We start from the raw sequence: 11,863 nt of genomic DNA, 5'->3' as shown, positions 1-11,863 counted from the left end.
GCCGGAGGCGGAGCGGCCTGCACTCCGACTCATCAAGGACGAAGCCGCGGTGACCGCCCCGGCCGCCGAGCCGGTCACCAACCGGAGTCGGGTCCTGGGCGCGGTCGCTGCCGGTGCCCGCACCAACCGGGACATCGTCGACCGGACCGAGATCAACAAGGGCAGCGTCTCGAAGCTGGTCAAGGCCCTGCTGGAGACCGGCGATCTGGTGAAGGACCCGGATGCCGGACTGATCCTGGGCACCAACGGCGATGCGGCGGTGTCGGCATGAGCTGGAAGACCCGCGTGGCCGCCGCGCTGACCAGCTCCGAGCCGGAGCCCCAGTGCCCGCCCAACTGCCAGAAGTGCACTGAGTCCGCGTCGATCGATCCCGACTACACGCCGACGGAGGAGCAGTCGTGATTCGTCCCGACGAGCAGATCAGGGCCGGGCACATCCCGGCCGCCTACCTCCCTCACGGCGCAGACCCCCGCCAGGTGGTCATCAACGTCCACACCGCCCCTGACCGCTCCCTGCACGCCGGGGCGATCGGTGTGGTCCTCTCGCTCACGGTCGGCGTCGGCGCGGTCGTCTGGATCAGCACCGTGATGGTGCTCCAGATGGTCACCGTGGCGGCCGAGACCGCGACCGCTCTCCAGGCGGCTATCCCCACGCTCGTGGGCGGCGGGATCACCCTCTCCGTCTCGCTCTCGAAGGGCGGCAAGTGATGTCGATCAACACCGAAGCCGAAGTGGCCGCCGCCGAACGGGTCCTGAAACTGAGCTGGATCATCGTGGCGGGGGCAGTCCTCTTCTCCGTCCTCACGGTCACCCCGCTCGTGCAGCGGGTCACCGCAGACCGGTGGGACTGGACGGCGCCGATCCTCCCGATCGTGGTGGACGCGGCGGTCATCATCGTCGTCCGGATCGACGCGATCGTGGCCAGGCTGGGCGGTCGCCCCGGCGGCTGGTCGGCCGCTCTGCGGTGGCTCACCGGAGCGCTCACCCTCGCACTGAACGTTGGCGAGTCGGCGCTCAGCGGCGACGCGGTCGGCGTGGGTGTGCACATGGTCGCGCCGACCCTGCTCATCGTCACCGCCGAGGCGACGCTCACGTATCGCCGGACCATCACGGCGGCGGTCGCCCGCATCGAGGCGGAGCGCCGTGAGCAGGCCGAGGAAGCACGCCGTGAGCGGCGTGAGCGTGAGGAGCGCTCACGGGCTGAGCGGGACGCCGAGCGGGCCGCCAGGGAGGCCCGAGAGGCAGCCGCCCGACAGGCGGAGCGCGAGGCCCGCGAGCAGGCTGCGGCCGAGCGTGAGCGGGAGCGTGAGCACACGGCCCGCATCGAGCGGGAGAACCGTGAGCATGCCGCCCGTGTCGCCCGTGAGGAGCGGGAGGCCGAGACCGAGCGCGAAGCTCTCCGGCTGCGTGCCGCCGCAGATCAGAGGCGGGAAGCGGACCAGCGGGCCGAGCGTGAGCGCGACCGCCTGGAGAAGGAGCGCAAGGCCAAGGAAGCGGCTCAGAAGGCCGATCGGGACCGGAAGGCGGCAGAGGCCCGCAGGCCCGCCCCGGCACTCGTGAGCCCGGCCGTGAGCACCCCCCGCCCGACCGTGAGCGCCCCCGTGAGCACCCCCGCTCACGAGAGTGCTCACGACGCCTCGGCGGACACCCCGGCGGGCGAGAAGATGACCGAGGCCGCCGCCCGTGAGGCCGTGGCCGAGTCGGTCCGTGAGGGGCGCTCGCAGCGTCAGATCGCGGCGCTCACCGGCTGGTCCACTGGCTGGGTCGCCAAGCGCGTGAGCGAGCTGGAAGGGGCCACCAAGTGATCGCGATCGCCTACCTGCTCTCGCTCCTGATCGCGGTCGTCGCCCTCGCGGTGACCCTCCGGCCCCGGCCGGTCCCGACTCCGCCGACCAATCCGCCGGCACTTCCGGCGGCGGCCGATTTGCCCGCCGGGGCCGAGGCCGAGATCCGGCTGATTCTCGTGACGGCCGCGCACCTCGCGGCCCGTCTGGTGCCTGCCGCCTGACGCCCCGTAGCCCCCGCCCGGACCGCCGGGCGGGGGCTACGGGGAGGCTGCTCACAACCAATCCGACGATGGCATTGCCATCAAGAGGATGGCTATGCCATCATAGAGATGTCAGCAGGACACGGGACAAAGGAGCACATCATGTGGCAGACCCTCATCGCCGTACTCGGGACGCTGGCCGGTACCGGCATCGCCGGATTCATGCAGCACCGCGCTTCCCGGACCGCCCGTCAGGAGGCCCGCCGTACCGAGGGTCTGGCGGCCGTCACCGCCCTGGTGGAGGCGCTGGCCGACCACCGCCGGGCGATGTGGGTGCGGGAGGACCTGCGGCTGCGCGGTGAGGACTGGGCCGAGGCCCGGACCGAGTCGCACGCCACCCGGTCCGCGATCACCGCGCCGCTCCTGCGGGTCCAGCTCCTGATGCCCGCCGCTGCCCCCGCCGCCCAGTCCGCCGCACAGGCCGCGTACGCGCTCCGTGGCGCCGGGCAACCGCTCCTCGACGAGCTCCGCACGGACGCCATCACCGCGTCGGACGCCCTGGTGGCGGCCGCCGGTCGCCACCTCTCCGCCTGACCAACGCCCCACGGCGGGCCGCCACCCGGCGGCCCGCCCACCACCACCCCGAAGGGACCCACCATGAAGACCACGACCACGCGGATCATCACCGAGTCGTTCGTCCCCGGCGTCTACCCCCGCCAGCTCGTCGCCCAGTACCGGGTCGAGGGTGACAACCCGTTCCGCGCCTACGCCACCCGGACCGAGGCCGAGACCCGCGCCGCCGAGCTGGACGAGCGGGACGCCCGATGACGACCCCGGCCGACATGAGCCACGCGATGCTCGTCGCGATCCTCATGCATCACGGCGGGTCGCTCACCCTCCCGGCCGGCGCTTTCACCCCCGACGCGCTCGGCACCCGTGACGGCGGATTCCACGCCGTGGCGATGGAGCCGCAGACGGACGGCACGATCCGCATCAGCGTCCAGCCCCGCCCGGACGGAGACGCGGGCGGCATCACCCACACCTGACACGAAACGGGGCCCGGCGCATCAACGCCTGGCCCCGCCACCGGCCGCTCGGTGTACCACCACCAGCGGCCCGACCCATCGGAGGAAACCCGATGAGCATGCTCACAGTAGGTGACCCGGACCCCACCACCCCGCTTGGCAACCCCCCGGCCTGGGACGTCGTGATCCGCCGCGCAGACGGCGAGTGCGAGTGCACCGGCTCCTGCGGCCGCACCCACGCCAAGACGGGCCGCCGATGCGACCGCCGCCACGACCACAACGGGACCCGGCTCCTGATCGCCCCGGTCGACCTGTCCGGCACACCCGGACAGCAGGCGCAGGCGCCGAGGGACCAGCTCAGGGCCTGGTGCCCGAGCTGCTACCGCCTCGCCAGCAAGCGCCACACCGAGGACGCGGCCCACCGCACCCGCGACACGACCGAGGCCCTGTTCGACCTCTGAGCACCACGGAGCCCCGCCGGATCACCCGGCGGGGCTTCTTTCGGACCGTCAAACCACAGGAGCCCCACGGCGCGTCACGCGGACCGGGGGGAGCAACCGGCACAGCCGATGCAAGGATCGATCCCAGGCCTCACAGCCCCAGACATGGCACGACCCCGGGTTCCTAGGCCCAGGGTCGCCGCCCTTATCTCGCGCCGAGTCGAACCGGCGAGACAGGACGTTGCTCTGTGAAGAGCGTACGAGAGATCAGCGCTACCCGGGTAGTCCGGCCCGCCGGGACGGGCCCCCGCTGCCACTGCGGCAGGGCCATCGAGCACGTGCCCGGCAAGGTCCCGCGCGTGTACTGCTCCGACCGGTGCCGCAAGGCAGCGAAGCGGTCTCTGGCCCGCGCGGAAGCGTCCGGCGGCAACCCCGGACACCTCGGTAAGAGGTCAACAGAGTTTTCCGAGAGCGACGACGCCAAGCCCAAGCCGACCGTGGTCAAGCCGGATACCCGCAGGTGGCAGGGCCGCCGCATCCTCAACCGGGTCTCCGGCATCAGCGCCTGCCGTGGGTGCGGCCGCGCGGTCCTCGACCCGGACACCGGAGTCATCTACGGACGGACCAGCCGCGGCTACGTCGTGACGCTCGGCGTCGCCCGGTGCGGGCGCATCTGGTTCTGCTCGCAGTGCTCGGCCGCGATCCGTACCGGCCGGACCGAGGAGCTGAAGACCGCCGCGCTGCGCTGGCTGGCCGCTGGCGGCACGCTCATCGCGGCGGTGCTCACCGGCCGCCACAACCGGACCACGCTCCTCGCGGACCTCTCGGACGCGCTCTGGGGGGCCCCCCTGCTCGACGCCAAGGGGGCACCGGTCCTGGACAGCTCCGACAAGCCCCGGCGCGCTCCTGGGGCCTACCAGCGGATGCTGACCGACCCCGCGTTCTACGGGCGGCCCCAGGCGATCAACCGGTGGACGCGCAAGGACGGCACCCGCATGGAGTCGGTCCGCCCGGCCGAGAAGGGGCACCGGCACCGCATCGGATACGCCGGGATGGTCCGGGCCTCCGAGGTGACCCGCAGCCAGGAGAACGGCTGGCACCCACACATGAACCTGTTGATCTTCGCCGGGGCCACCCTGGACGGCACCCCGGCCAAGGGCATGGTCAAGCCGGGCGGGTACTTCGAGCCCACGGACGCACGCCTTGAGGAGTGGGAGGACTGGCTCCGGGAGCTGTGGACCCGCACCCTGCGGGCCGCCGACCCGTCGTTTGAGCCGACGAAGAAGTGCGGCCGCAAGGGCTGCAAGTGCGGTGGCAAAGGGCACGGCGTCATGGTCCAGGTCATCCGGTCCGCCGATGACGCGGCGCTGATCGAGTACCTGACCAAGGTCCAGGACGGGAAGCGGCCCGACTCGGTGACCGGCGACCTGGACGCTGCGGGCGGCGCCGCGATGGAGACCGTCCGTGCCGACAACAAGCGCGGTCGGGGCCGCAACTCCATGGTCCCCTTCCAGATGCTCTACCGGCTGTGGGACCTGGAGGCCGAGGGCCTGGACCCGGATGAGGCCGAGGGCTACGGAACCGCGCTCCAGCTCCGCGACTGGTGGGCCGAGTACGAGCAGGCCATGGCCGGACGCCGGGCGATCGAGTGGACCCGAGGACTGCGCAGGCACGTCGGCCTGGACGGCGACGACTCACAGGAGCGCGACGCCGAATTCGTCTTCGAGCAGGCGGCGCAAGAGCCGCTGACCGGCGGCGTGGTCATGAGCACCACGGCGTACGGGAGGGTGGTCAAGGGCTACGCCGAGCCGGAGGTCGAGGAGATCGTCGCGGCCGAGGTCTACGACTCGGTGGGCGATCTCGTGTACGGGCTCGGAGGTCTCCCCGGTCACGTCCGCCCGCTTACCGCCGAGGAGATCGCAGCCGTCCAGGAGAACATGGCGGCGCGAATGCTGGCCCAGCGCGAGGCACGCGAGAAGGCGGCCCGGTTCGAGATCGAACAGGCCGAGACGGACCAGCTTCGACGACGACTCGCGGGCCTGCTCGTACAGCTCGCCGCCCGAACCTGACCCGCCGGATTCACGTCCGGCGGAGCATCGGTTGTGCCTGCCGCGCACTTCGGCCGGCACAACCGATGCGGGGGTTACTGAACCAGTACGCACTAACTGGCTACCGAATTCTGCGGGGTTCCCGGACAGGGAACCCCCTTTGTGCTTCACCCCTGTCTGATCTTCGAGGGCGCTTCGCAGGACGCTTCGCAGTGCGTCCACCAGGGCGCCGTTCAGGACGTCTACCGGGGCGCTTCGTGGGGCGCTTCGTTCGGCGGTCCGGAGGGGGCTTGGTCAAGGGGTCTGACCTGTTGGTCAAGGGGTCCGGTCAAGGGGTCTGGCGGACGCCGACACCTTCCCCACGACACCCCCGGCCGTCCCCGGCCGACTCGTTACCGGGGTCAGTGACCTCCAACTCGCTGCCCGCTCCTGCGGGTCCAGCAAGGGCGAACTGATATCAGTTCGCCACAACTCGCTCAGTCTTTGGACCCGCTCCGAGGACCCGGCGGCCGGTCCGCTCGACTGCCTGCTCCGGGCCGCCGCGAGTCACCAGGAGCGCATCGAGCTCGGCGCGTTCGGCCGGCAGAAGTCGCGGGCTCGCCGTGCTCCTGGCGGTGCTCGTCGTCGGTCCGATGCCCAGCGGGCGGCGTGTACTCATGACGTGATTCTGCGGCCCGCGCCGAAGTGCAAGAGGTGTGCTGCTCCCTGGTCATTCGTAATGCCTGAGGTGTGACCGTTCTCGTCGTGCAGCTGCTCGTACTCCCGGTCGTGCTCGTGGTCCTGGTGCCCGTGCTCGATCGCCGTCTCATCAGGAATGCCTAGGTGTGTGATCTGAGTCGGTCGGGGTGCCGTCGGGTCGTGATGCATAGGTGTGAGCGATCCGGTCGAGGTCCGTGCTGCGGGACGGCGATCAAAAGTGCCAGAGGTGCTCGGCGCTCGTGTCGGTCGGGCACGACGAAGGGCCCGTCCACTGGACGGGCCCTTCGTGTTGGGGGGTCAGTCTTCGACGGTCACGACAGTGATGTGGTCGGTCTCGAACGGCAGCAGCTCGTACTCGCGGGCGACGTCCTGATCATCGGTGGTCGTCTCGGTGACGCGGCCGGTGTTGTCAGTGATCGTGATGCGCATGGCGTGCCCCTGTCGGTGGGTCAGCGGGTCAGGTAGTCGAGTGCGCGGGTCAGCAGCGGAACGTGCGCGGCGTACAGAGTGCGCCCGGCTGCCGTGATCGCGGTGGTGAGCTGCTCCAGGTCCCCGAAGGGGTACCAGTTGGCGTCCAGTGCGTCATCGGACCCGATGGCGGTCACCGTGGCGGGGAGCTGGTAGAGCGCGGACGTCGACACGACCCAGGCGTGATCCGAGTTCCGCCAGTCGTCGACGAGGTCGACGCCGAGGATCACCGGGGTGTGGTCGCGCAGGTCGACGCGCGTCTCCTCGCGCAGCTCGCGGACGAGCGCGGCCGGGGCGGTCTCGCCCGGGTCGACCATCCCGCCGGGAATCGCCTCCACGCCGATGTCGGACCGGGTGATCAGGAGCACGCGGCGGCGCTCCTGGCCACTGCCCGCGACCACGATGGGGTCGGCCGCCTGGTTCTCGCCCCAGCAGCCCAAGTTCCGCCCCGCCTTGCCGGTGCGGCCAGCCGGGTTCATCGGCCAGCCGTCCGGGCCCACCTCGAACGGCACGAGGGCGCGGGCCTGGCGCTCCTGCCAGTCGGTGACTGCGGCCGGGGTCGCGGCGGCCTCTGCCCAGAAGGGCACCTCGGTGGCCAGAGCGGCGGGCAGCAGCTCGGGCGGTGTGACGTCGGTCGGCATGTACTCGGGCATGGTGATCTCCCTGCGAAGTGGTGTCCTGCTGACATCTCTATGATTACACAGCCATCGTCGAGATGGCAATGTAATCATCAATGCGTCTTGGGTGCAGCCGCCCGGACCGTCGCCCGGCACCGCCACCGCACCGCCACTGCACCGTCACCTCCGTTCACCCGGTGGCGGTGCGGTGGCGGTGCGGTGGCGGTGGCTTGGCGGTGCCGGATGACGGTCCGGGCGGCGATGCTGCGGAAGCGCCGGCCGGACCGCCGCGGTGAGCAAGATGGAGGGACGGACACTCCCCGACGAGGGCGCCGGGGAAAAGTGCCAGAGGTGCTCGGGCGGCGGGGGTCGCCACGGCACGTCTCATGACGCGGCCGGTAGCGTCCAGCGAATGAGTGACGACCCCCTGACGCGAGGCCTCCCGGAAGGGCAGCGGCGATGCGAGTGGTGCGGGATGCCCTTCCGCCCGGCGAAGAGCACGGGGCGCCCTCCCCGGTACTGCCGCCGGTCGTGCCGCCAGAGGGCCTACGAGGCGCGGCAGACCCGCCGCGAGATCGACGCGGTACTCGCACTGCGGGCCGGACCGGTCCCCCGCCCTGCGCCTGCTCCCGCCCCTGCTGACCCTTCGGATTCGTCACGTGACGAAACTCCGGATGCGTCACGTGACGAAACTCGGCAGGTGGCCCGGCCGGTGCCGCGGCGTGGTGCTTTCCCGACGACGCGGGGGCGGGGGTGGAAGCCGCTGCTGCCGCCGCCGCCGGGGGTGCGGCGGGATCCGCCACCGACGCTCTTCGACGAGGAGTAGATCCGCCTGCCCGCTTTTGGCCGGCGGATCGGGTCGCGGGGGCTCCCGGCACGGGATGACTGAACGACACGCTCCTGCGGTACCGCGCGCCTGCACCGAAGGCTTCGCCGTCTTCCGCCGGTCCCGGCCCGATCGCGGCAGCAGCTGCTCCCCGCCCGCCAGGACTGGCTGTGTGGTCGCCTGTCGCGCCCGCATCCGTGACGGCGTGGGTACGGCGGCCCGCCCCGTGATCGGGCGGCAGACGGCGACGTGGCCCCGGCAGACCACCCCTCCCTTCCCGCCAGCCGTCTTTCACCGCCCGGCGGCGCCGCAGTCGCGCACGGTCAGGCCACGGAGGATTACGGGCACTGGGCGCCCTGTACGGCCCGCTGACGGCCGATCGGGGCGGGGTGGGCAGTGAGGAGCGCCGAGCTCTTGCCGGGCCGTCTGGCACGGAAAAGCCCCGCCGGGTGATCCGGCGGGGCTTCGTCGTGCTGACGTCAGCTGCTGCGGTGTACGCGCCACCGGCCAGCGGGGGCGATCGATTCGCCCACCTCCAGGGGCTCTCCTTCGGCATCCACGTAGATGTTGCGGCTGAGCGCAACGGGGGCGCCCTGGGTGATGCCGAGCAGCCGAGCCTGCTCCGGGGTCGCGGCGTCTGCGGTGCTGGCCTCTTCGGAGGCGACCGCCCGGCGGCCGGTCGCTGCCTCGATGGCGGACGGGGTGCCGCCGATGATCCGGTCCGTCTCCAGGAGCGCTGGCACCGTCTCGGCCAGCTCGCCCGCGAACCAGCTGGTGCTCGTCGACACGGGCGAGTCGTCGGCATTGTGCGTGACGCGCTGGCGGCGGACGGCCCGGCCGCCGGGCTCGGTGCCCAGCAGGGTCCCCACCCACTCCGGGGGCTCGGAGAGGTCGGCGGCCGTGATGACCGCGTACTCGCCGTCGGCGTAGATCCGGCCCGTGGTGAGCGCGGCCTCCAGGCGGTCGGCGGCCGTGCGGTGCAGCGTCCGCCGGGTGCTCACCGTGGTGGCCGCGCCCTGTCGAGCCTCGGCCAGCCCCTCGGCCTTGAGCACCCTGTGGACCTTCTGGGCCGTGGCGGTGGAGATCGAGTAGGTGGCGGCCAGCTCCCGCACGGACGGGAGTGCGTCGCCGTGCTTCAGCTCTCCCGCGACGATCTGGCGGCGCAGGGCGGCAGCGACTTGGAGGTACGGGGGCGTCCGGTCCAGGGACATGAGGGTGCTCCTCGGAGTGTGAGAGTCAGTGTGTAGCTCGCTAGCACAGTGTATGCCTTGACACAGTTACTGTGCTACCACAGTATGTGGCTACGCAAGACGGCCTCTCGGGGGCGTCTTGCGGGGCGGAAATCCAGGGCCCCTCGCGCGCGTACGCGTAGGGCCCCCTCCGTCCGATCGGCTTCACCTTGCAACCCCGCAGGTCAGGGGCGGTTGATGGGGTCAACCGGCCCGATCGGTCGCAACCGGGGGTGCAACCGGTCCGAGCACCCGGTGCGCCCGCCGCGCGAGATCGATGGTGAGGATGACATTGCGCGCATAGTGTTGGCTGTGCCATCATCAGTTTGGTGATGGCACAGCCATCGCGACGAAGGGTTTGTAATCATGACTGATCACGAGGGGGAGACGTTGGAAGCGACGCTGAACGAGACGATCAAGCTGTTGATGACCCGGACCGGTTGCCGTCAGGTGGATGTGGCCGGCGCGCTGGGAATCACTCGCGGCTCGCTCTCGCAGCGGCTGCTCGGCAACTCCGGGTGGCGGGTGAACGACCTCGCTGCGGTCGCCGAGTTCTTCGCCGTGACGCCGGGCGAGCTGCTGTCCGGCTACGCGGCGATCGCGGCCGCGCACCGCCTGCCGCCCAAGGGACAGGTCCGCATCTGACACAGAACGGACGCCGGACCGCGCTCACGGTCCGACGCCCTGCACATCCCCGGAACCGACTCTCACGAAGGAACCGCAGATGAACACGCTCAATCCTGCCAGTGATGCCACGTCAGTGAAGCCCGCTCCGGTCAAGCCCCGCCTGTCGGCGGCCCTGCGGGTGGCGGTGAACCGCGAGCTGGACGTAGCGGCTCCGCTGTTCGCGCCGTTCGCCGCCCGCTGGGACGCCGAGGCGGACCGCCGGATGAAGCTCCGGACCCCGGAGCACCTCAAGGCTCTGATGAAGGCTCAGACGGCGCACACCTCGGCCCGGTCGACGGCCGCGACGGCCCGTAGCCAGCGGACGGCCGCCCGCGCGGCGTCCAAGAACCCGCTGTCCACTGCCCGCCGGGCCGCCGCGACGGCGGACCGGGCGGCGCGCTCGACCCGTCAGTCGGCCAAGGCCGCGCTCAAGGGTGCGAAGCGCGACTATCCCAGCACGCTGACGAGCGTCGCTTTCCGGGCGCACGCCGCGCACGTGCTCCCGGCCGGGTTCGCGTCGTGGGCACTGTCGACGCCGGCGGATTGGGCGACGTGGCCCGCGTCGCTCTCGATCGCGGTCGTCGCGGCGAACGCCGGTGCGCTGTGGCTCGGTCGGCGGTCGGTCACGGTCAAGGTCGACGACGCGCTGTCGGCCGAGGAGCGGCGGCTAGCCTCCCGCCTCGACCCGACGTACTGGGTTCAGCATGCCGACGAGCGGGGCCTGTCCGGCACGGTCCCGACCCCGGTGGAGGTCACCCCGGCCGGACTGGTCACTCACGTGCGCCTCGACGCCAAGTGGACCCCCGACGGGTTCAAGGCCAAGTCGGCGGAGATCCGAGCTCTGCTCGGTGCCCGGACGGACCTGCGGATCGAGATCAAGGCCGGGTCGCACGGCGACCGCGCCACGATCACTCTGCGGACCCGCAACGCGGCCGAGGACGCCGACCTGTCTGGCTGGAAGCCCGGTGAGCCGTGGGGCGTCGACACCGTGACCGGCGAGTCGGTGCACGTGCCTCTCGGGCGGCGGGTCATGGTCGCGGGCACCTCCGGCTCGGGCAAGAGCTGGAGCACGAGGGCCCTGCTCGCGGCGGCGTCGGAGACCGAGGATCACCGCCTGGTGGTCATCGACCCCAAGCGGGTGGAGGCGATCAACTGGCAGCACCGCGCCCGTACCGCGATCACGCCAGAGGACGTCCTCGACGTCACCGACGAGCTGTACGCCGAGATGGTCGAGCGTGAACAGCTCATTCCCCGGGGTGAGGACGTGATCCAGATTTCCGCGAGGCGGCCCCGGATCACCGTGTTCGTCGACGAGGGCGCGGAGGTCATCGCGATGTCGAAGAAGGAGCGATTCAAGGGCACCAAGGAGGAGCCGGGCGACCCGGACTGGGGCCGGATCATCGAGAACCTGCGGTCCATCGCCCGCCGGGCCCGTGCGGCGGAAATCATCCTGGTGTGGGCGACGCAGAAGCCGACCATGTCCGGAGAGGGCCACGGCATCGACTCGCAGATCGCGGGACAGATCACCTACCGGGCGTCGCTCGCGCTCTCCAGCGCCAGCGAATCCCAGGTGGTGTTCGGGTCGGATGCCCACGAGAAGGGGTGGCACGCCCACGAACTGCCCATGCCGGGCTACGCGCTGCTGCGGTCGCACCCCAAGGCCAAGCCCCACCACATCCGTACGCGGGCCATGTCGCCCAAGGACGTGATCGGGCTCCCCTCCCGGCCGGTTTGGACCCGTGGCGCAGGAGTGCCGGCCGCGCAGCCGGAGGCGGAGCGGCCTGCACTCCGACTCATCAAGGACGAAGCCGCGGTGACCGCCCCGGCCGCCGAGCCGGTCACCAACCGGAGTCGGGTCC

Annotated in this window: 15 protein-coding genes; 12 read left to right on the top strand and 3 right to left on the bottom strand. The window is 71.4% G+C overall.

Annotation, left to right across the window (positions count from 1 at the left end; all coding sequences use genetic code 11):
* From ACFVQ0_RS37035 to ACFVQ0_RS36990, 10 genes are all read left to right on the top strand, one after another.
* On the top strand, positions 1–271 hold a 271-nt coding region (locus tag ACFVQ0_RS37035), incomplete at its 5' end, for a MarR family transcriptional regulator (protein ID WP_390093592.1).
* Entirely contained in the window at positions 268–402 is a 135-nt protein-coding gene (locus tag ACFVQ0_RS37030; RefSeq protein WP_390093591.1) for a hypothetical protein, read from the top strand. The genes ACFVQ0_RS37035 and ACFVQ0_RS37030, both read left to right, overlap by 4 nt.
* Positions 399–707 carry a hypothetical protein gene (locus ACFVQ0_RS37025; protein ID WP_390093590.1) on the top strand — a complete coding sequence of 103 codons (309 nt, stop codon included), beginning with the start codon at positions 399–401 and terminating at the stop codon, positions 705–707. Before ACFVQ0_RS37030 ends, ACFVQ0_RS37025 begins: the two co-directional genes overlap by 4 nt.
* Positions 707–1,804, top strand: a complete 1,098-nt coding sequence (locus tag ACFVQ0_RS37020) for a hypothetical protein (protein ID WP_390093589.1) — start codon at positions 707–709, stop codon at positions 1,802–1,804. Before ACFVQ0_RS37025 ends, ACFVQ0_RS37020 begins: the two co-directional genes overlap by 1 nt.
* Positions 1,801–2,007 carry a hypothetical protein gene (locus ACFVQ0_RS37015; protein WP_390093588.1) on the top strand — a complete coding sequence of 69 codons (207 nt, stop codon included), beginning with the start codon at positions 1,801–1,803 and terminating at the stop codon, positions 2,005–2,007. The genes ACFVQ0_RS37020 and ACFVQ0_RS37015 overlap by 4 nt, the downstream gene beginning before the upstream one ends.
* Positions 2,008–2,148: 141 nt before the next feature.
* Positions 2,149–2,580 carry a protein kilB gene (locus tag ACFVQ0_RS37010; RefSeq protein WP_390093587.1) on the top strand — a complete coding sequence of 144 codons (432 nt, stop codon included), beginning with the start codon at positions 2,149–2,151 and terminating at the stop codon, positions 2,578–2,580.
* Positions 2,581–2,643: 63 nt separating this feature from the next.
* Positions 2,644–2,814: a hypothetical protein gene (locus ACFVQ0_RS37005; RefSeq protein WP_390093586.1), complete on the top strand. Its 171-nt coding sequence runs from the start codon at positions 2,644–2,646 to the stop codon at positions 2,812–2,814.
* Positions 2,811–3,032: a pRL2-19 gene (locus ACFVQ0_RS37000; RefSeq protein WP_390093585.1), complete on the top strand. Its 222-nt coding sequence runs from the start codon at positions 2,811–2,813 to the stop codon at positions 3,030–3,032. The genes ACFVQ0_RS37005 and ACFVQ0_RS37000 overlap by 4 nt, the downstream gene beginning before the upstream one ends.
* 92 nt (positions 3,033–3,124) lie before the next feature.
* Positions 3,125–3,472 carry a hypothetical protein gene (locus ACFVQ0_RS36995; RefSeq protein ID WP_390093584.1) on the top strand — a complete coding sequence of 116 codons (348 nt, stop codon included), beginning with the start codon at positions 3,125–3,127 and terminating at the stop codon, positions 3,470–3,472.
* A gap of 476 nt (positions 3,473–3,948) precedes the next feature.
* Positions 3,949–5,520 carry a replication protein gene (locus tag ACFVQ0_RS36990; RefSeq protein ID WP_390093583.1) on the top strand — a complete coding sequence of 524 codons (1,572 nt, stop codon included), beginning with the start codon at positions 3,949–3,951 and terminating at the stop codon, positions 5,518–5,520.
* A gap of 975 nt (positions 5,521–6,495) precedes the next feature.
* Here the strand turns inward: ACFVQ0_RS36990 and ACFVQ0_RS36985 are convergent.
* The 3 genes from ACFVQ0_RS36985 to ACFVQ0_RS36975 form a co-directional block, all read right to left on the bottom strand.
* Positions 6,496–6,627, bottom strand: a complete 132-nt coding sequence (locus tag ACFVQ0_RS36985; RefSeq protein WP_390093582.1) for a hypothetical protein — start codon at positions 6,625–6,627, stop codon at positions 6,496–6,498.
* A 20-nt stretch (positions 6,628–6,647) separates the two neighbouring features.
* The gene (locus ACFVQ0_RS36980; protein ID WP_390093580.1) at positions 6,648–7,319 is read right to left on the bottom strand and encodes an NUDIX domain-containing protein; all 672 of its coding nucleotides are present in this window, start codon (positions 7,317–7,319) and stop codon (positions 6,648–6,650) included.
* Between the two features lie 1,269 nt (positions 7,320–8,588).
* Positions 8,589–9,320 carry a GntR family transcriptional regulator gene (locus tag ACFVQ0_RS36975; protein WP_390093579.1) on the bottom strand — a complete coding sequence of 244 codons (732 nt, stop codon included), beginning with the start codon at positions 9,318–9,320 and terminating at the stop codon, positions 8,589–8,591.
* Positions 9,321–9,704: 384 nt separating this feature from the next.
* Here ACFVQ0_RS36975 and ACFVQ0_RS36970 point away from each other — a divergent pair, with 384 nt between their 5' ends.
* Together ACFVQ0_RS36970 and ACFVQ0_RS36965 are read left to right on the top strand one after the other, a co-directional pair.
* Positions 9,705–9,983, top strand: a complete 279-nt coding sequence (locus ACFVQ0_RS36970) for a helix-turn-helix domain-containing protein (protein ID WP_390093578.1) — start codon at positions 9,705–9,707, stop codon at positions 9,981–9,983.
* A gap of 79 nt (positions 9,984–10,062) precedes the next feature.
* On the top strand, positions 10,063–11,863 hold a 1,801-nt coding region (locus ACFVQ0_RS36965), incomplete at its 3' end, for an FtsK/SpoIIIE domain-containing protein (protein ID WP_390093577.1).

It is taken from the genome of Streptomyces sp. NPDC057900 (genome assembly GCF_042887885.1).
In the GTDB taxonomy this organism is placed as follows: Bacteria; Actinomycetota; Actinomycetes; order Streptomycetales; family Streptomycetaceae; genus Streptomyces.
Note: the sequence above shows the minus strand (reverse complement) of the source record. Positions and strands in the feature narration are given on the sequence as shown.